At 63.8% G+C, this 19,610-nt stretch carries 18 protein-coding genes; 3 read left to right on the top strand and 15 right to left on the bottom strand.

All coding sequences use genetic code 11. The annotated features are described in order from the left end of the window. Position 1: 1 nt before the first annotated feature. From aroB to pilM, 7 genes are all read right to left on the bottom strand, one after another. Complete coding sequence (gene aroB, locus AC3FLX_RS24115; RefSeq protein WP_488699846.1) at positions 2-1,108, bottom strand: 3-dehydroquinate synthase; 1,107 nt, start codon at positions 1,106-1,108, stop codon at positions 2-4. Further along, complete coding sequence (locus tag AC3FLX_RS24120; RefSeq protein ID WP_488699892.1) at positions 1,105-1,704, bottom strand: shikimate kinase; 600 nt, start codon at positions 1,702-1,704, stop codon at positions 1,105-1,107. Before AC3FLX_RS24120 ends, aroB begins: the two co-directional genes overlap by 4 nt. A gap of 255 nt (positions 1,705-1,959) precedes the next feature. Continuing rightward, on the bottom strand, positions 1,960-4,101 hold the full coding sequence (locus AC3FLX_RS24125) for a type IV pilus secretin PilQ (RefSeq protein ID WP_488699847.1): 2,142 nt from the start codon (positions 4,099-4,101) through the stop codon (positions 1,960-1,962). Continuing rightward, positions 4,098-4,640, bottom strand: coding sequence for a pilus assembly protein PilP (locus tag AC3FLX_RS24130; RefSeq protein WP_488699848.1), 543 nt, complete (start codon positions 4,638-4,640; stop codon positions 4,098-4,100). The genes AC3FLX_RS24125 and AC3FLX_RS24130 overlap by 4 nt, the downstream gene beginning before the upstream one ends. Beyond that, complete coding sequence (locus AC3FLX_RS24135) at positions 4,637-5,311, bottom strand: type IV pilus inner membrane component PilO (RefSeq protein WP_488699849.1); 675 nt, start codon at positions 5,309-5,311, stop codon at positions 4,637-4,639. Before AC3FLX_RS24135 ends, AC3FLX_RS24130 begins: the two co-directional genes overlap by 4 nt. Positions 5,312-5,313: 2 nt before the next feature. Further along, a complete protein-coding gene (locus AC3FLX_RS24140) occupies positions 5,314-5,961 on the bottom strand; it encodes a PilN domain-containing protein (RefSeq protein ID WP_488699850.1) in 648 nt (215 codons plus the stop codon). An 18-nt stretch (positions 5,962-5,979) separates the two neighbouring features. Beyond that, complete coding sequence (gene pilM, locus AC3FLX_RS24145; protein WP_488699851.1) at positions 5,980-7,050, bottom strand: type IV pilus assembly protein PilM; 1,071 nt, start codon at positions 7,048-7,050, stop codon at positions 5,980-5,982. Positions 7,051-7,515: 465 nt separating this feature from the next. On the opposite strand from pilM, the gene AC3FLX_RS24150 reads away from it, so the two are divergent. Further along, the gene (locus AC3FLX_RS24150; protein ID WP_488699852.1) at positions 7,516-9,894 is read left to right on the top strand and encodes a penicillin-binding protein 1A; all 2,379 of its coding nucleotides are present in this window, start codon (positions 7,516-7,518) and stop codon (positions 9,892-9,894) included. 116 nt (positions 9,895-10,010) lie between these two features. Here the strand turns inward: AC3FLX_RS24150 and cyaY are convergent, their stop codons facing one another. Then, entirely contained in the window at positions 10,011-10,346 is a 336-nt protein-coding gene (gene cyaY, locus AC3FLX_RS24155) for an iron donor protein CyaY (protein ID WP_488699853.1), read from the bottom strand. 115 nt (positions 10,347-10,461) lie between these two features. Between cyaY and lptM the strand changes: the two genes are divergently transcribed. Together lptM and lysA are read left to right on the top strand one after the other, a co-directional pair. Further along, entirely contained in the window at positions 10,462-10,728 is a 267-nt protein-coding gene (gene lptM / locus AC3FLX_RS24160) for an LPS translocon maturation chaperone LptM (RefSeq protein ID WP_488699854.1), read from the top strand. A 14-nt stretch (positions 10,729-10,742) separates the two neighbouring features. After that, positions 10,743-12,005, top strand: coding sequence for a diaminopimelate decarboxylase (gene lysA, locus AC3FLX_RS24165; RefSeq protein WP_488699855.1), 1,263 nt, complete (start codon positions 10,743-10,745; stop codon positions 12,003-12,005). 46 nt (positions 12,006-12,051) lie between these two features. On the opposite strand, the gene msrQ is transcribed toward lysA, so the two are convergent. The 7 genes from msrQ to AC3FLX_RS24200 form a co-directional block, all read right to left on the bottom strand. Beyond that, on the bottom strand, positions 12,052-12,669 hold the full coding sequence (msrQ, locus tag AC3FLX_RS24170; protein WP_488699893.1) for a protein-methionine-sulfoxide reductase heme-binding subunit MsrQ: 618 nt from the start codon (positions 12,667-12,669) through the stop codon (positions 12,052-12,054). 77 nt (positions 12,670-12,746) lie between these two features. After that, positions 12,747-13,757 carry a protein-methionine-sulfoxide reductase catalytic subunit MsrP gene (msrP, locus tag AC3FLX_RS24175; RefSeq protein ID WP_488699856.1) on the bottom strand — a complete coding sequence of 337 codons (1,011 nt, stop codon included), beginning with the start codon at positions 13,755-13,757 and terminating at the stop codon, positions 12,747-12,749. An 81-nt stretch (positions 13,758-13,838) separates the two neighbouring features. Further along, positions 13,839-14,669, bottom strand: a complete 831-nt coding sequence (locus tag AC3FLX_RS24180; protein WP_488699894.1) for an anti-sigma factor family protein — start codon at positions 14,667-14,669, stop codon at positions 13,839-13,841. Next, positions 14,669-15,202: an RNA polymerase sigma factor gene (locus AC3FLX_RS24185; RefSeq protein ID WP_488699857.1), complete on the bottom strand. Its 534-nt coding sequence runs from the start codon at positions 15,200-15,202 to the stop codon at positions 14,669-14,671. Before AC3FLX_RS24185 ends, AC3FLX_RS24180 begins: the two co-directional genes overlap by 1 nt. 34 nt (positions 15,203-15,236) lie before the next feature. Further along, positions 15,237-15,665, bottom strand: a complete 429-nt coding sequence (locus tag AC3FLX_RS24190; RefSeq protein ID WP_488699858.1) for a COG4315 family predicted lipoprotein — start codon at positions 15,663-15,665, stop codon at positions 15,237-15,239. Between the two features lie 255 nt (positions 15,666-15,920). Next, positions 15,921-17,144 (bottom strand): c-type cytochrome biogenesis protein CcsB, encoded by a 1,224-nt coding sequence (ccsB, locus tag AC3FLX_RS24195; RefSeq protein WP_488699859.1) that lies wholly within the window; start codon positions 17,142-17,144, stop codon positions 15,921-15,923. Positions 17,145-17,246: 102 nt separating this feature from the next. Next, positions 17,247-19,499: a cytochrome c biogenesis protein ResB gene (locus tag AC3FLX_RS24200; protein WP_488699860.1), complete on the bottom strand. Its 2,253-nt coding sequence runs from the start codon at positions 19,497-19,499 to the stop codon at positions 17,247-17,249. Positions 19,500-19,610: the final 111 nt, after the last annotated feature.

Genomic DNA, 19,610 nt, shown 5'->3' on the forward strand with positions numbered 1-19,610 from the left:
CTCAGGCGACCGGTGCCTCTGCAGGAGGTTTCAAGACTGCGTGGCGCAACGTGTCACACAGATCCGGGTCCGGTACGGTGGTAATGAACGCCTCGCCAAGCTTGCGCAGCAGGATGAATTTGATGCTGCCTGCCTCGGCCTTCTTGTCCACCTTCATCAGTTCAACATAGCGGTCGACGCCGAGATCCGGCGCCACCACGGGCAGCATCGCCGCCTGCGTCAGTGTGCGGATACGTGCGCGGGTCTCGGTGTCGATGAAGCCCAGGCGGTGCGACAAGTCCGCCGCCATCACCATGCCGCAGCCCACGGCCTCGCCATGAAGCCATTCGCCGTAACCCATGCCGGCCTCGATTGCGTGGCCGAACGTATGGCCGAAATTCAGGATCGCGCGCAGGCCGCCTTCGCGCTCGTCCTGGGCCACGACAGCGGCCTTGATCTCGCACGAGCGGCGCACGGCCTCGGCCATGAGATCCGTGTCGCAGGCATTGAGCGCGGTGATGTTGTCCTCGATCCAGCCGAAGTAACCGGCATCGGCAATCGCGCCGTGCTTGATGACCTCGGCCAACCCGGCCGCCAGCTCGCGCGGCGGCAGGGTGCGCAGCGTGTCGATATCGGCAATCACCGCGTTCGGCTGGTGGAATGCGCCGATCATGTTCTTGCCGAGCGGATGGTTGATGCCGGTCTTGCCGCCCACCGACGAATCCACCTGCGACAGCAACGTGGTCGGCATCTGGACGAACGGAACGCCGCGCATGTAGCAAGCCGCCGCGAACCCGGTCATATCGCCCACGACCCCGCCGCCCAGCGCGATCAGCGTGGTCTTGCGGTCGGCGCCTGCCTTGAGCAGCGCGTCGAAGATCAGGTTCAGCGTTTCCCACTGCTTGAAGCGTTCGCCATCGGGCAGCACCACCGTTCGCACGGTCTTGCCCAGGCCGGCCAGCACCGCCTCGACGCGGGCCGCATAGAGCGGGCCCACCGTCTCGTTGGTGACGATGACGGCATGCTGGCCGCGCACATGCGGCTGCAGCAGGTCGGCGCGGTCCAGCAGGCCGCCGCCGATATGGATCGGGTAGCTACGCTCCCCGAGGTCGACTTCCAGCGTGATCATGAATGGGTGTCCTGCGCCGGCTGCCCCGTCACCACATGGGTGTCGGGCACGGGGTCCACGGATGGAAACGTGAAGCCGGCCATTTCAAGTTGCATGAGAACCATATTAGCAAGCTGCGCCACAGTCGGCTTGCCGGTTTCGATAATGAAATCCGCCACTTCGCGATAGAGGGGGTCCCGCTGGGCGTACAACGCCTCCAGCCGGCCCTTCGGATCCTCGGTTTGCAGAAGCGGGCGGTTGCGGTCATGGCGCGTGCGCAGCCACAGGTCGTGCGGACTGGCTCGCAGGTAGACCACCGTCCCGTTGGCTTTCAGCGCCGCGCGGTTGGCCTCGCGGAGCACCGCGCCACCGCCGGTGGCCAGCACGATGCCGGTTTGTCCGGTGAGTTCGGCAATCATCTGCGCTTCGCGGTCCCGGAACCCATCCTCGCCCTCGTGCTCGAAAATCACCGGGATCTTCACGCCGCAACGCGCTTCGAGCTCGTGATCGGAGTCGAAGAACGGGTAATTCAGGCGCCGGGCCACCGAACGGCCGACGGTGGTCTTGCCGGCGCCCATCAGGCCAACAAAGAAAAGATTCGGGCGATTGGCTGTCACTGGACTGTCTTGCACGATAAGGCTCGGGGCATTGGCACGGCGTCCGGGCCGCCTCGCTGGCGTGCTGCATACGCCATTGTGCACCATTGCGGTCCGGTCCCGGCTGGCCGTCGGTACCGCCAACGATGCCGCCAAAAAGAAAAAGGCCGCGTCAGATACGACGCGGCCTGCCAGTCTACTGCATCCGGGCCACCGACTGCACCCGGAAGCCACGTTTTCAGACTGATCTCAGCACTAATCCAGCGTTATTGCGCCTTATTTCAGCGATACGCTGTCATTCAGGATACGTGGCGTCAGGAACACCAGCAGCTCGGTCCGGTTATTGACCTTCGCGTTGTTCCGGAACAGGTATCCCAGCACCGGGATCTCGGCCAGGAACGGCACCTTGCTGTAGTTGTTGCTCTCGTCCTGGCTGTAGATACCGCCGATCACCACCGTACCGCCGTTTTCCACCAGCACCTGCGTCTGCACGTGTTTGGTATCGATCGCAAAGCCGTTGACGGTCTGGATACCGACGCTGTCCTTGTTCACGTCGACATCCAGCAGCACATTCCCTTCCGGCGTGATCTGCGGCGTCACTTCGAGCTTCAGGTTCGCCTTGCGGAACTGCACCGACGTGGCGCCGCTGGACGTGGCCGACTGGTACGGCAGTTCGGTACCCTGCTCGATCAGCGCCTTGATGTTGTTGGCCGTCACCACGCGCGGGCTGGAGATGATCTTGCCCTTGCCATCCGCTTCCAGCGCGGACAGTTCCAGGTCAAGGAATCGGCCAGCCGCCGTATTGAAGATACTGAAAGCCACGGACGCCGGGTTGGTACCGTTGATGGCCGCTGCCGGCAGGCTGACGGCCGGGCTCGTGGTCCATTCCGCATCCTTGGTGAACGGCGAGGCCACGTTCTCGTACGTATTGCCGTAGGCGGCGCCCGAACGGCGTGAGGCAAAGCCGAGCTTCACACCGAGATTGCGGCTGAACGTATCGCTGGCCTCGACGATGCGCGCCTCGATCACCACCTGCCGTACCGGGATGTCGATCTTCTGCAGGAAGATCTGCACTTCCTCAAGCTTGGAACCGATATCGGACACGAACAGCTGGTTGGTACGCGGATCGGCCGTCAGCGAGCCACGCTTGGACAGCATGCGCGTCGCGCCACCTGCCGCACCACCGGCGCCCCCAACCGGAGCCGCGGCTGCGGCACCCGCACCGCCGCCGGCGGCCAGGCCCAGCAGCATGCGTCGCACGTCTTCGGCACGCTGGTAGTTCAGCTGGAACACCTGGCTGCGAATCGGCTCAAGCTCGTTGATCTGCTGCTGCGCTTCCAGCTCGAGCTTTTCCTTCGTTGCCAGCTCGGCCTTGGGCGCCACCCACAGCACGTTGCCATTGCGGCGCGATGCCAGGCCCTTCGAATCCAGCACGATCTGCAGCGCCTGATCCCACGGCACATCCTTGAGACGCAGCGTCAGGTTGCCCTGCACCGTGTCGCTCGTGATGATGTTCAGGTTCGTGAAATCCGCGAAAACCTGCAGCAGGGACCGGATGTCGATGTTCTGGAAGTTCAGCGACAGACGCTCGCCGCGATACCCCTGGCCCGCGATCAGCTTGTTCGGATCGTCCTTGACCTGGCGCACTTCCACCACGAACTGGTTGTCAGTCTGATACGAGCTGTATTCCCAGTTACCACGCGGCTCGATCGTCAGACGTGCGGTGCCATTGGCGTCGGTGGCACGCATGGCCTGCACCGGCGTACCGAAGTCGGTCACGTCGAAGCGGCGGCGCAGATCCGTTGGCAGCCCGGTGCCGAGGAAGTCCACCACCAGGTTCTGGCCCTGCTGCTGGATGTTGATCCCCGAATCGCGCGACGACAGATCCACCACCACGCGGCCGGCACCATCGGTGCCGCGGCGGAAGTCGATATTGCGGATCAGCGTGCGGTTTGCAGCCACCGGCTGCATCGCCGGTGCTGCCGGTGCGAACGTCGGCACGGTCGCCGCGGCCGTCTGCGCCACGTTGTCCATCAGCACCACGAACTGCGTGCCACGCATTTCCGTGCGGTACGTAGCCGAGCGGGCCAGGTTCAGCACCACGCGGGTGCGGTCCCCGATCTGCATCACGTTGGCGCTCTTGAGCAGCTTGCCCGCGTAGTCATACTGCGCGCGGCCCGCCGCAAATCCCGTATCGAAGAAATCGATCGCGATCTTTGCAGGGTTCTGCGTCGTGAAGTCCACCGGCTTCTGGGCCAGCGGGCTCTGCAGGTCGACCGTGAAAACGGTCTGCTCGCCAACGACGTTGGCCTCCACCTGCTTGAGCTGGTTGTTCTGTGCAAGCGCGGCCGGAGAGGCCAGCACAAGCGCCATAGCTGAAGCGCCCGCAAGCGCCCGGACCCAACGTGCCGTGATCATGCGGATGCCTCCAGCTTCAGGCTGGTCATTTTCTCTTTCCAATCTGAGACCCCTTCCCGAACCAATTCGCGCAACACGATCTCTTGATCGTTGATGCGGACCACCCGGCCATAGCTCTGGCCGAGATACTGACCCACCTTGACGTGATGGATCTTGTTATCTACGCGTACGACACCGTAGGTCTCGCCGTTTTTCTTCAGCATCCCAAGCATCTTGAAGTTCTCCAGCGGATAGTCTTCAAGCGGCTCGTGTCGCCGGCCGGCCTCCGGCGACTCAGACATCGTCTTGTTCAGCTCGCCAATCTTGGTCTGCGCAAACGGCTCCGGCGAAGTGCGCCCGCCATATTCACGCGGCGTGTATGGCTTGACCTCGGGCAACGGTTCGGGCGGCGGCGCCTTGGCGGCGCGCGTCTGCGCCATCCACTGCTGCAGGCCGGCGTCGTCGCTCTGGCCGCAGCCGGCAAGCACCACTACGGCGAGCGCAGCGGCGGCGATCGTGTGCAGAGCGACTGGTGGTGGACGTCGGATCAGGCGGCTCACTTGGCGCCTCCGTTCTTGTTCTTGGCGGCGGCGTCCGCGGCAGCCCTGCGCTGTGCGGCCTGCTCGTCCGGGTCCAGCGCGCGGTATGCCATCGCTACCGCTTCCATCGACAGCGTGCCGTCCTTGGCGACGGTCATGTTCAGGTTACGCATCGAAACGATCCGCGACAGGGCCGCCACGTCCGCGTTGAACAACGCAACGTCGTGATAGCGGCCGGTGACCTTCAGATTGACCGGGATTTCGGCAAAGTACGGCTTGATGACTGCGGCCTGCGGCTTGAACAACTCGAACTGCAAACCGCGTGCAACGCCGGCGTGGTTGACGTCCGCCAGCAGCGCGTCCATTTCCGTGCTGTTCGGCAGTTGCCGTTCGGCCAGAGCCACGCGCTTTTCCACCTCGACCTTCTGCTTGCGCAGCTCTTCGAGATTGGCCACCTGCGTCACCTTCGACCTGAACTGCTGCTTGAGCTGCTCGTGTTCCGCATGCTTGCGCTCAAGCTCGCTGCTCTTGTCGCTCCAGTAGAACTGCCAGCCCAGAACCAGCACGATCACGGCGGCCAGGACAGAGAACAGCACACGCGGCGCGGCGGGCCAGGTTTCGGGTTCGTTCAGGTTCAGCCCGCGGAATTGCGCGGTCAGGTCCTGCAGCGAGATATCGGAATTCAGTGCCATGATCAGACCTTGCCTCCCGCCGGCTTGGCTGCCGCACCCGAGGCGCCGCCCTTCTTCTTGTCGCCCGGCTGTTCCGGCGCGCGGTACGAAAAGCGCATCGAGAAATCAAACAGCCGGCGCTGCTCGCGCAGGTTGTTGGTCATCATGATTGCCTTCGATTCCACAAGCTCGGCACGATCCAGCCATTGCACCTGACCGATGTTGCGCAGCAGCTCGGACACGCGTTCGTTGGACTGGGCCACGCCAGTCATGACGAAGTCGTCTCCTGTCTGCTTGAGGCCCGTCAGGTAGACACCCTCGGGCACCTGGCGCACCAGCTCTTCCAGCAGTTGCACTGGCAGGTTGCGCTGCGCCTGCAGGCTCTCGATCGCGCGCTGGCGATCCAGCAGCGCCTCGATATCCTTCTTGAGCGTGTTGACTTCCTTGATCTGCCCGTCCATGCGGGAGTTCTCGGCCACCAGCGTCTGGTTGAGTACGGTCGTTTCATCGATCTGGGAATCGATGTAGAAGCCGCCGATCAGCACCACGAGCGCTCCCGCACCCGCGGCACCACCCAGCATGCTGTAGACCTTCTTGCGCCGGGTTGCCTTGCGCGCCTCGTGATACGGCAGCAGGTTGACCGACGGAATGGAATTCGTCGTCGCGGACATGCGTGTCCCCCCGGTGGCTTATTGCAGGCCGCGCAGCGCCAGTCCCGCACTGACGATGTAGGCGGGCAGGTCACGCTGAAGATAGCGCTCGTTGACCTTGCCTGCGGTCGTCATGTTTGCGAAGGGATTGGCCAGCGTGGTCGTGATCTGCGTCTGTTGCTGGATCGCCGCCTGTACGCCAAGCAGCGATGCGTGCCCGCCGGAAAGCAGGATCTCGTCGACGCGGCCGAGGCTGGAGCTGGCAATGAAATTGCCGATGGCGCCCTGCACCTCCATTGCCAACGCCTCGAGCGACGGCTTGAGCAGCTGCGCGCGCCAGGCCTCAGGAAGCGTGTTCTTGCGCTTCTTGATTTCGGCCTTGAGCGCGTCGAGCGTGAACATGCGCGCCGCGCTCTGCGTGAGCTGATCACCGTAGCTGTTGAGCGGTTGCTCGTAGAGTTCCTTCCAGCCCTGGTAGAAGATTGCCTTGGAACGGCTGCCACCAAGATGGACCACTGCCACGACGGGCATGTCCTTGGCATCGGTTTCCGTCAGCCCGGCGGGAACGCCAAGCATCTGCACCACCGACCGTTGCACGGCGTACTCTTCCACGTCCATGACCTGCGGCTTCAGGCCCGCCATCTCGGCAGCCGTCACGCGTTCCTGGACACGATCACTGTTGGCGGCCGTGACGCGTACGCCGATGCCGCCTTCCGTTTCACTGGGACCAATCACCGCGAAGTCGAAGTTCACCGCCTGTGAAGGCGGATAGAGGCGGTGCGCCTCCGATTCGACCTGCGAATAGAGTTCGTCTTCGGACAGGTTGTCCGGCAGACTGACCGTTTGGGATTCCGTCAGCATGGACGGCACGCCCAGGACAACGTCCTTGGTACGTATGCCGGCCTTGCCGAGCGCGCGCTTGAGCGCGATACCCACGGCCTCGATGTTGACCACGTTGCCATCGGCAACGGCGTTGCGGTCCAGCAGTTCGCTGGCGCACTTCTCCAGCCTGTAGTCGTTCTTGCCCGCACCAACGGACAGTTCAACGACCTTGACGCTGGACGAACCGATATCCACGCCGACCGTAGTCCGGCGCAGAAGACCCGACAAGATGCCCCGTCGCAAGGTTGACCCCCTGACATTTGAACTCGCCCACGGCATGTCTGCTCTAATGGTGCGAGCCAGTTTCTTGGATGAAACGTTTGCTCTTTTATGTTCGTGGATTCTTACAAAATCCGGAGGCGCTGGCAATGTGCCGGTTTGACCACGCTTTCTTTTTCGGAAGGACTCCGCGATTCCGTTGTCAAAATCCGACGGTCTGCAACCCTGCCATCGGGTGGCATCGCCGTGACATGATCGTGCCACTCCATCTATCGCGAGTCGTCCTGACGCGCACACCTCCCTGAGTCCAACGCCCGCAAACCCGCGTCACACTTGCGCCCTGCATCACGTGACAGTCAGATCTCAACGGCATTACATCTTGTAACAGCGTCGTAGCGTCTTTGGCGGCACTGCCTGGGCGGAGCGCCGAGGTACCGACGATATAATCCGGGCACTCTTGTTAGGTAAACCCTTATGGCCACAGCACAACAGAAGCCGTCCCTTCCCGTCCGCCGTCCGTTATGGGCGCGCATCATGTTCTGGGTACTCGGGCTGCTTGCTGCCGGTGGCGTCGCCGTGGCGCTGCTGGTGGGCTACGCGTTGGTCGTGGCCGCGCCGAATCTGCCGTCGCTCGACACGATCACCGACTACCGTCCGAAGATTCCGCTGCGCATCTATACCGCCGACAACGTATTGATCGGCGAGTTTGGCGAAGAGCGTCGCAACTTCGTGCCGATCAGCGAGATCCCCGACGTCATGAAGAAGGCCGTGCTGGCCATCGAGGATGATCGTTTCTATGAGCATGGCGGCGTGGACTTCGTCGGCGTGCTGCGTGCCGGACTGGTGAACCTGCGCGGCGGCCTGTCGCAGGGCGCGTCCACGATCACGATGCAGGTGGCGCGCAACTTCTTCCTGTCCAGCGAGAAGACCTACACGCGCAAGATCTACGAGATGCTGCTGGCCTACAAGATCGAGGCCAACCTCAGCAAGGACCAGATCCTTGAGCTGTACATGAACCAGATCTACCTGGGGCAGCGCGCCTATGGTTTTGCCAGCGCGGCGCGCGTGTACTTCGGCAAGTCGATCAAGGACGTGACGCCAGCCGAGGCCGCGATGCTGGCCGGCCTGCCCAAGGCGCCGTCGGCGTACAACCCCGTGGTCAATCCGCGCCGCGCCAAGGTGCGCCAGGAGTACATCCTGCAGCGCATGCGCGATTTGCGCTACATCACGCCGGAGCAGTACGACCAGGCGGTGCGCGAAGAACTGAAGGTGCGCAGCGAGGGCAACGAGTTCTCCACGCATGCCGAATACGTGGCCGAAATCGTGCGTCAGCTGATGTACGCGCAGTATCGCGAGGAAACCTACACGCGCGGCCTGACGGTCTACACCACGCTGAACAAGACCGATCAGGACGCCGCCTATGAAGCGGTGCGCAGCGGCATCATGACCTACGAGCGCAAGCACGGCTACCGCGGCCCCGAGGCGTTCATCGATCTGCCATCGGATTCGGCCGAGCGCGAGCAGGCCATTGACGATGCACTGGTCGAGCACCCGGGCAGCGACGACCTGCGCTCCGCCGTGGTGACCAGCGTCACGGCCAAGCAGGTCAAGGCAACGCTGCTGTCTGGCGAAGTGGCTACGATCGAAGGCACGGCACTGCGTTTCATTGCGCCGTCGCTATCGGCCAATGCGCAGCCGAAGGTCAAGATCCGTCCGGGTGCGATCATCCGCGTGACGCAGGACCCGAAGGACAACTCGTGGTCGGTGACGCAGTTGCCCGAAGTGTCTGCCGCGTTTGTCTCGCTGAGTCCCGAAGATGGGTCGATCCGCTCGATGGTGGGAGGCTTCGACTTCAACCGGAACAAGTTCAATCACGTCACGCAGGCATGGCGTCAGCCCGGTTCGAGCTTCAAGCCGTTCATCTACACGGCGGCGCTTGAGAAGGGCTTTTCGCCGGCCACGGTGATCAACGACGCACCGCTGACCATCGGCCCCGATACGGGCGGACAGGTGTGGGAACCGAAGAACTACGACGGCAAGTTCGAAGGCCCGATGACGATGCGCCGCGCGCTGGCCAAGTCGAAGAACCTGGTGTCCGTGCGAATCCTGCGCGCGATCGGCACGCAGTACGCCCAGGACTACATCACGCGCTTCGGCTTCGAGGCAGACAAGCACCCCGCGTACCTGCCGATGGCGCTTGGCGCGGGCAGCGTGACGCCGCTGCAGATGGCTGGCGCCTACTCGGTCTTTGCCAACGGCGGTTACCGCGTGAACCCGTACCTGATCCAGCGCGTGGAAGATTCACGCGGCAAGGTCATTTCCGAGACCCATCCGCAGAAGGCTGGCGAAGATGCCGTGCGCGTGCTCGACGCGCGCACCGCGTTCATCGCGGACAGCATGCTGCGCGAAGTGGTGCGCAGCGGTACGGCCAACCCGGCCAAGCAGCGCCTGGGCCGCAACGACATGGCCGGCAAGACCGGTACCACCAACGATGCGGTGGATGCCTGGTTTGCGGGCTACACGCCCAAGCTCGTGGCCATCGCGTGGATGGGCTATGACCAGCCCAAGAGCCTGGGTGTGCGCGAGACCGGTGGCGGCCTGGCCCTGCCGATCTGGGTCGGCTACATGAGCAAGGCGCTCAAGGGCGTACCCGAAAGCCCGGACCGCCAGCCGCCCGAAGGCGTGGTCATGGCGGCCGGCGACTGGACGCTCGAAGAAAACGCGGCCGGCGCCGGTGTGGCTTCCGTGGGACTTGGCGATCCGTGGCCGGGCAAGCCGGATGAAAGCTCGCGCCCGCCGCAGGACACCGAGCAGGAAAAGAAGAAGATTCTGGAAATGTTCGGCGGAGCCTGACCGCCCGCTGAGTCCTTCCAGCCAAACAAAAAACCGGCCGCGAGGCCGGTTTTTTTATCGATGCCAGAGTATGGGCGCTATGGGCGCGTTACTTCAGGCGCGTTACTTCAGGCGCGTTACTTCAGCGTCAGCGTCGTACCCGCCTGCTGGCTCATGTAGCCCGACAGCGCCGCATACAGCTCGCCGCCACCGCGCGTATCGACCCACTTGGCGCCATCGTGGCGGAAATGGAAACCACCGGCCTTTGCCGCCACCCAGAGTTCCTGCATCGGCGCCTGACTGTTCACGATGATCTTGGAGCCATCCTCGAATTCCAGCTCCATGACATTGCCGGTGCGGTTGATTTCCACATCGGCGTCTGCCGCGTCGGCGGCGGACTCAATGTCGGCTTCCAGCTTGTCCAGGGCAGCGCCAGCCAGTGCCAGGAACTCGGTCTCGTTAAGGGGGGGCATGCTACACTCCAAGGCCGCCGGCAGCCCATCGAACTGGGACTTTCGAGCCGGCATCTAATTGATCGGAAACGGGAAAGCCGTGCGCTTTCCACAGCCATCCGGAAGCCATCCAACAATGAAAGACTCCCCGATGCTGCGTCGTGGTGCGATTGTATCGGCGTTTGCAGCCCTGCTTGCATTGCCCCTGGCCGGGTGCGGCATTCGTGGCCCGCTGTACATGCCCAGAGTGCCGCCCGAGCCCACGCCGCCCACCGTGGCCGATCCGGGCCTTGGCCAGCCCGGTGCGACGCCGCCCGCGGCCCGCCCGATGGGCGAGCCGGCCACGTCCGCACCGGTGCCCGCCGAACCCGCAAAGAACAGCTCCGCCCCCTCCGCACGCTAAGTGCACGCCAGAACATGACTGATTTCTTCCATCGCCGCGACAACGGCGCCCTGACCGTCGAACAAGTACCGCTGGCCAGCATCGCCGCGGAATTCGGCACGCCGACCTTCGTCTATTCGCGCGCCGCGCTGACTACGGCGTACAACGCCTACGCGGCTGCCTGCAAAGGCCGCAACGCGCATGTGCAGTACGCGGTGAAGGCCAACTCCAACCTGGCCGTGCTGCAGGTGTTCGCCAAGCTGGGCGCCGGCTTCGACATCGTTTCGGGCGGTGAACTGCTGCGCGTGATCGCCGCGGGCGGAGACCCGCGCAAGGTGGTGTTCTCGGGCGTTGCCAAGAGCGAGCCCGATATGGCCCTGGCGCTGGAACACGATGTGCGGGGCTTCAACGTCGAGTCGATCCCCGAGCTGGATCGCCTGAACGCCGTGGCCGGTCGCCTGGGCAAGCGTGCGCGCGTGTCGCTGCGCATCAACCCCGACGTCGACGCCAAGACCCATCCGTACATTTCCACGGGCCTCAAGGGCAACAAGTTCGGCGTCGCCTTCGAGGATGTACTGCCCACCTACCGTGCCGCCGCAGCACTGCCGCATCTCGAAGTCATCGGCATCGATTGCCATATCGGTTCGCAAATCACCGAGGTGGCGCCGTATCTGGAAGCGCTCGACAAGGTGCTGGACGTGGTGGAACAGCTAGAGGCCGAGGGCATCAAGCTGGAGCACATCGACGTTGGCGGCGGGCTGGGCATTACCTATGCGGACGAGACGCCGCCGGACATCACCGGCTTCGCCACGACGCTGATCGACCGCGTGGCCGCTCGCGGACACGGTCATCGTGAAGTGCTGTTCGAACCGGGCCGCTCGCTGGTCGGCAACGCCGGCGTGCTGCTCACGCGCGTGGAATTCCTGAAGCCCGGCGCGGCCAAGAACTTCTGCATAGTCGATGCCGCGATGAATGATCTGGCGCGCCCCGCCATGTACGAGGCTTATCACCGGATCGAACCTGTGGTGCCGCGCGGCGACAGCGCCGAGACCTATGACGTGGTGGGTCCCGTCTGCGAGTCGGGCGACTGGCTTGGCCGTGACCGCGCGCTGGCGGTACAGCCGGGCGACCTGCTGGCCGTGATGTCGGCCGGTGCGTATGGCTTTGTGATGAGCTCGAACTACAACACGCGCGGCCGCGCGGCCGAAGTGATGGTCGACGGCGACACCGTGCACCTGGTGCGTGAGCGCGAACTGCCCGCCGACCTGTTCCGCAGCGAGCGTCTGCTGAAGGACTGATCCCGCAGTCACGCAATACGAAAAGGCGACGCATGCGTCGCCTTTTTTATCGCCCCGTGGTCGCGGCCTTCGGCCTGAACGCCCACCAGACCCGCATGGCCAGCAGCACGAACACGACAGCCGCGTAGATCGATACCTCGCCAAAATCGTTCTTGCCGGCTTTGTGCCACCAGTAATGCAGGATCGCCAGCACGGCAATGACATAGATCGACCTGTGCAGCGCCTGCCAGCGCTTGCCACCGATCCAGCGGACCATCGCATTCATCGATGTGGCCGCCAGAGGCACCATCAACACGAACGCCGCAAAGCCCATCGTGATGAACGGTCGCTTGCCGATGTCCTTGAGCATGTATGCGAGGTCAAACCCGCGGTCGACCGCGAGCCAGAGCAGGAAGTGCTGCAGCGCATAGAAAAACGTGAACAGCCCCAGCATGCGCCGCAGCCGGATCACCCAGTGCCACCCCGTAAGCCGGCGCAATGGCGTGATCGTCAGCGTGACGCACAGCATCACCAGCGTCCACGTGCCGGTCGAGCGGGTCACAAATTCCAGCGGATTGGCACCAAACTGCGACGTCGATCCCAGGTACATCAGGCGGATGAACGGCAGCAGCGCCAGTATCCAGACAAGGACCTTCACCATCCGCACGCGCGCTGGCGCCAGCATGACCAGTCCGCCGGGCAGTTGCCTGCCGGGCGGCACGGGCCGTGGCTGGGTCGCGGTCCGCAGATCACGCTCGGCCATCAGAAATTCTTCCTCAGGTCCATGCCCTGATAAAGCGATGCAACCTGCGCGGCGTAGCCGTTGAACGGCAGCGTCTTGCGCTTGGGGGCGAACAGCGCCGAAAAGCCGCCGCCGCCCTTGTCCTCGCCGATGCGGCGCTCGGTGGCCTGGCTCCAGCGCGGATGATCGACGTCGGGGTTCACGTTCGAATAGAAGCCGTATTCGTTAGCGGCGGCAAGGTTCCAGCTGGTTGGCGGCTGCTTGTCCACGAAACGGATCTTCACGATCGACTTGGCGCTCTTGAAGCCATACTTCCACGGCAACACCATGCGCACCGGCGCGCCATTCTGGTTCGGCAGCACTTCGCCATACAGGCCGAAGGTCAGTAGCGCCAACGGATGCATCGCCTCGTCCATGCGCAGCCCTTCGCTATAGGGCCAGTCGAGCACGCCGCTGCTTAGTCCAGGCATCTGCTTCTTGTCCGCCAGCGTGATGAACTGCACGAACTTCGCGCCGGGTTGCGGTTCCACGCGCTTGATCAGCTCGGCCAGCGGGTAGCCGATCCACGGAATCACCATCGACCAGCCTTCCACGCAGCGCATGCGGTAGACGCGCTCTTCCATCGGCGCCACCTTCAGCAGCTCGTCGAGGTCATAGACCTTGGGATGCTTGACCAACCCCTCCACGGCCACCTGCCACGGACGCGGCCGCAGCGTGCCGGCGTTGCGTGCGGGGTCGGACTTGTCGGTGCCGAACTCGTAGAAATTGTTGTACGTGGTGACGTCCGCGTACGGCGTGCGTTTTTCGGTCACGACGAAGGCGTTGTTGAGCGTGGCCGGCAGCTTTGCCAGCTTGCCAGGCGCCTCCTGTGCGAATGCCTGTCGCGCAAACCACGGCGACGCCAGACCCGACGCGGCAGCGGCACCACCAAGCGAGAGCAAACGCCGGCGTGACAGATACAGCTGTTGGGGGGTGATTTCCGAAGCGGCGACGTCGTCACCGCGCAACCATTTCGGGGATGGAATCAGCATGATTTGCAGCGTTGGAGAGAACCTGGAGCATTGGACATCAAAAGCGGCGGGAAGGTGCAACACCGCCAGAGCGGTGCGGCCCTACCCCCGCTGATACTGCTGGTAGACCAGCTGGGCCAGGGCCAGCAGCCGTTCGCGTTCCAGCGGACCGGCCAGCGCAAAGCCGAGATCCCGGTCGACCCAGTAAAACGCCATCGTGGCACGGGCGGCGGCGGACCGTGCGGGCGTTCGGGGTGGCATCCGTTCGAGCCGGAACGCCGTATCGGGCGTGCCCTGTGCCATGCGCCGCAACTGCAGCGACAGCCGCGTGCCGGCATCGTCCTCGTACATCAGAATGGCCATCGGGCCACCTTCGGAGGCACCGAGTCGCCCGCCGATCAGCCGGAAGCCCTGCTGGTGCAGATCGGGCACCTGCAGCGCGGCACCAAGCCGTTTCGACAACCACGCGATCAGATGTGCCTCGTCGCTGGCCGGCACCTCGACCACATGCCGCACCTCGGGCGCATAGACGACATAGCTGGCCAGCGCATCGCGCGCAAAGCGCTCCATCGGTGCGGCAGCCACGGCATCGCCTCCGATGCGCTCGCGCGCCACCCACCCGCCCGCGGCACCCACCACCAGCGCGCACAGGCTCGCTGCCAGCGCCAGTGGCCAGGCAGGCCGCCATGCCGCGGCGCGGCTGCCGTGGGCATGCAACTGGCGCGGCAACGCTGCCAGGGGCACGGCCTCATTGAGCACGCCGTCCAGGCCGGCATGCAGCGCGGCGGCCTGCTGCCGCCAGGCTTCCACCTTGCGGGCGGCTTCCGGGTCGGCCGCCAGGAAGGCCTCCACCTCCGCACGGCGCGGGCCTTGCAACTGACCGTCTGCGTAGGCGTGGAGATCGGCTTCGCTCACCGGCGTCTGGGGACTCATCATTTCACCCGTTGCAGCGTGTTGGGCACCGCAACGTCCTTCGCGCCACCCTCAAGCAGGCGGCGCATATGTTCACGGGCGCGCGCCAGGCGCGACATGATCGTGCCGATGGGCACGTCGAGCACCTGGGCAGCTTCCGCGTACGAAAACTGTTCCAGGCTGACCAACAGCAACACCGCCCGCTGCGCCTCGGGCAGTGCATCCAGCGCCCTGAGCAGATCGCGGCGCAGACCTGGGTCCGCACCGACGGTGGCAACTTCCGGCACATCGTCGGTTGCGGTCACAAGGTCAGCCCTGCGCAGCGCATTGAGACGCAGGCGATGCATCAACGTCAGCAGCCAGGGCAACAGGCCATCGGCACCGTCACCCCACAGCGCCCCCGGACGCAGCCTGAACCGCCAGCGATAGCGCAGGGCACGCTCCAGCGTGTCCTGCACCAGGTCGTCGGCCAGCGCGGTGTCGCCGGTCAAGCCGCGCGCGTGGCGCCGCAGACGCGGTGCCAGCGCCACCAGCTGGCGCTCGAATCCGTCCATGCCCGGGTTGCCCTGCGTCCAGTTATCCCGTCAATCAGGGCTTGGCCACGTGCCAGACGCTATTGATGTTGTCGCCAGTCTTGTCACCCGGCTTGGCATCCTTCGCAAAGCGGTACAGCGGCATGCCCTTGTAGGCGTACTGACGCGCGCCGTCGTCACGGGTGATGATCGAATAGCTGCCCGAGGCAGTGCGGCCCGGCTCAGCCAGCAGCGGCGGCCAGTTGGTGGCGCACATGCCATTGCAAACGCTCTTGCCGCTGTTCGCCGCGTCGCGGTCGAACGTATAGAGCGTCAAGCCCTGTGGATCGGTCAGCACGCCATCGGTCACCTTGACGGTCGGCGGCATATTGCCCGCACTGGAACCCATGCCCATCCCCGAACATCCGGCCAGCAGGACGGCAGCGGCGCCAACTGCAAGGGCAAACGGGCGCAGCGCGGATACAGCAGTGTGACGATTGGTCATCTTCATGTTCTCCTTCTCCGGTTCGGAGCCGACAGTCGGCGCCGTTCATCCTCAGTAAACACCCGATGTGACGTCCTTATTCCGTTTAGTGGAAAAAAAGTGGCGTCTTCTCGCAAAAAGTGTCTTTCAAGGCATGAATTTCCCGATCACAGGTGCCTCACGGTCGTCTATTGAATACAGCACCGAGGGTGCGATGCAATAAAAAAAGCCTGCCGCAGGGCAGGCTTTTTGGGATCCGTCCAGAGGCGGTGCGAATCAGAGTTCGCCGTAGCTGTGCAGGCCAGACAGGAACATATTCACGCCCAGGAACGCGAAGGTCGTGACCAGCAGGCCCACCAGCGCCCACCATGCCGCCACCGTGCCACGCAGGCCCTTCATCAGGCGCATGTGCAGCCATGCCGCGTAATTCAGCCAGACGATCAGCGCCCAGGTTTCCTTCGGGTCCCAGCTCCAGTAGCCGCCCCATGCCTCCGCGGCCCACAACGCGCCCAGGATCGTGGCGATCGTGAAGAATGCAAAGCCAACCGCGATGGCCTTGTACATCACGTCATCGAGCAGTTCCAGCGACGGCAGGCGCTCCGCCAGAATGCCGCGCTGCTTGAGCAGATAGGCGACAGAAACCATCGCGGCCAGCGCGAAGGTGCCGTAGCCGATGAAATTGGCCGGCACGTGAATCTTCATCCACCAGCTTTGCAGGGCCGGCACCAGTGGCTGGATCTCCTGCGCGTTGCGGCTGACCGTGTACCACAGCAGAAATGCCACAGCGGCCGACACCACCAGCATCACGAACGGCCCCAGCGCGCGCGTGGCATAGCGGCGTTCGTAGTACAGGTAAAACAGAGACGTGATCAGCGAGAAGAGGACAAAGACCTCATAGAGGTTTGAAATGGGAATGTGGCCAATGTCGGCACCAATCAGGTACGACTCGTACCAGCGCACCATCAGCCCGGTAAAGCCCAACACCACCGCCGCCCAGCACATCTTGCTGCCGATGCTGGAGCCGGTGTCCGACTTCGCGGCGAACCCGACCCAGTAGAACAGCGTCGACAGAAAAACCAGCGCGCTCATCCAGAGGATGGCCGATTGGCTCGACAGAAAATACTTGAGGAAGAACGCCTGCTCGGCGCGCGCCAGGTCGCCCTGGTACAACTGGATGGCAAACAGCGACAGCACGGCAATGCCTGCCATCAGCGGCCGCACCGGCTTCCAATGCCAGCCCAGCAGTGCGAATGTCGGCACGGCGGCAATCAGCACAGCCTTGTCGTACACGTTCATCCAGTGGCCATACTGCAGCAGCGCAAACCCCGCGCCCACTACCAGCAGCAGGGCGAACAACCAGTCGACCCAGGTCAGCCGGCGCAGAAACGAAGGTTCGAGAAGATCGGCATCCAGCCCGGCCCCGTCATTGGGCACGTCGTTGGCTGCGGCCTTTTGTCGCGGCGTCAGGCCGGGATTGGCGTGATGAAGATTGGAGGACATGGCATTCCTGCTCTGCGGTGTGAAGCACCTGTTATGGCTGCTGTGTCAGCATGGCGCGGCCGGCCGGTTACGTTCCCCCGGCCGCCGGAAGCTCTCTTTCTACTATAGCGACGGCCCCTGCTTATCATCCGCCCCTGATGCGTCGGATCGCGGTGCGGTAGGCGCCATTGGCGCTGTCCCGTCGGCTGGCACGGCCGTCACTTCCGCACCGACCACCCGGCCAACATCGTCGCGCAATGTGACGAACTCTTTCTCAAAATCCATCGTGCGGCGCTGCGTGGACATTGCCATCAGCACATGGCTGCCTGCCGAGTTTCCGGCATCGTCGGGCTGCCTGTCCTTGACCCAAATCCAGACGCGGCGCTCGCGGATATAGAACATCGCAAACACGCCCGCCACCAGCAGCAGGCAGCCAAGATACACGATGTTCTTGCCCGGCGCACGGGTCATCTGGAACACGCTCGCGTTGACCTTTTGGAAGTCGTCGAGCTGCAGCAGCACCGGCGCGGCGTAGAAAAAACTGTCCGAAAGCGCATTGATCGACTGCTGCAGGAACTGGCCGCTCTTTGCATCGTTGGGGACGACGGGCAGCTTGTCCTGCTCGCGCGCCAGTTGCCACAGTTCCCACATCGAACCGTTGAGAATCTTGAGCAATACGTCAGCGGCCTTCTGCTGTTCACCCTGCGGCACCGATTTCTCGAGGAAGGCGGCAATGGCGGTAAAGCCTCCCGGCGGCGAGTCAGGCGACGATCGCGTGGCACCCGCAAACAGGTCCATCGCGCGGAGTGCACTCTCGGCAAGTTGCTTGCGCAGGGTTTCCTTGTCCGCGCCCGGCATGGACACTTCCGCAAAGCGCCGTGCGGCCTCGCCTCGCAGCGCACTGTTCTGCAGCGCGGCGCGCAGGCGCATCCAGTCGGCCACGCTCAGCTGGTCGTCGGCTGGAATGCGCAGATAGCGGAACGGCTCGCTCGGGGATTCGCGCATGCCGGCCAGGAAAAGCGTCTGGCCATCGAGTTGCACCGGCAGCATGTAGTTGTTGAATTCACGCGCCTGACCATTGCGGTCGCGCAGCTTGTACTGGACCGACGGACCGACGTTACGCAGGTCCTTGTCCTTATCCAGGCTCGCCGCCGCGCCCAGGTGCTGCTCGAGCGTGCTCAGTGAGGACTTGCGTGCCACCCCGCGCGCATCGGCCTTGCCCGACGCATCGGTCACTGTCTCGACGTTGATCTGCCGGAAATCGCTGAACTCGACCGTCAGGCTGTCCTGATCGGCAGCGGTACCGGTACCGCTCAGTTGCGCGTTGCCGCCGACCGTGCCCGAGATCGGGAACGTGGCGTGCGTGCTGCCGGCCATCGGATAGCCTACGAACTTCAGGCGCGAACCACCGTCCTCGAAGCTGGACTGGTAGATGGCCACGCCATCCACCACCAGCGGCTCGTTGACCTTGATCGTCGCTTCGGTCTGCTTGCCCGTGGCGCGGTCCGTCACGACGACATCGGATGCAAACAGCTTCGGCATACCGGTCGAGTAATAGTCGACGGTGAACTTCTTGAGCGTGATCGAGAAGGGCAGGTCTTGCACCAGCGCGCCATCGGCGATGTTCAGGATGGCAGTGGATACGGTCGCCCCTTCCGGCACGAACGCGTTGCCGCGGAAGCCCGGATTGGATGCCGACAGACGGTGCTTGGCGGGAATCTCGCTGATGATGGCGTTGCCGGAGATCGGCGACTTGCCGCCGAACCACATCTGCGCGCGGATGAGCATGTCTCCGTCCAGCAGGCCGCCGATGCAGATCACGACGATGGCCGTATGCGCGAGGATATAGCCGAGCTTGTTGGCCGCACCGGCCTTGGCTGCCAGCAGCGTGGCGCCGTCATGCTCAACCGGCTTTACCCGGAACCCGCGATTGCGAAGCAGCGCGGCAAGCCTGGCCACTGATTCCGTGCGCCCGCGCGGCGCATCGTATTCGCCGCGATGATGAAACGCGCGCAGGCTACGTTCGCGTACGTGATCTTTCCACGAACGCATGTCGACAATCATCTTCGGTGCGTTGCGCGCGATACACAGCGAGGTGGAGATCACCAGGAACGCCAGGATCAGCAGGAACCACCACGAGCCATACACCTTCTGCAGCGAAAGCGCGTGAAACAGGTCCGCCCAGAACGGCCCGAACTGGTTCACGTAGTTCGGGTACGGCTCGTTCTGCTTGAGCACGGTGCCGATGATGCTGGCAATGGCAATCACCGTCAGCAGCGTGATGGCAAAACGCATCGAGGACAGCAACTCGACGCTATCGCGCAACACTCGGTGTTGGGTCTTCAGGTGCAGGCCTGAAGTGGAAGGGGTCGACATGTGCGGTAAAGCCTGAAAGCCGATGTGGCGCTATTTACGTATGGCGCCAGTGTCGCGCGCCGATGTGACGCGATGTGGTGGCGCTGAAAATGAAAAAGGGTGGACATGCTT

The organism is Cupriavidus sp. 291-E7 (assembly GCF_057798835.1).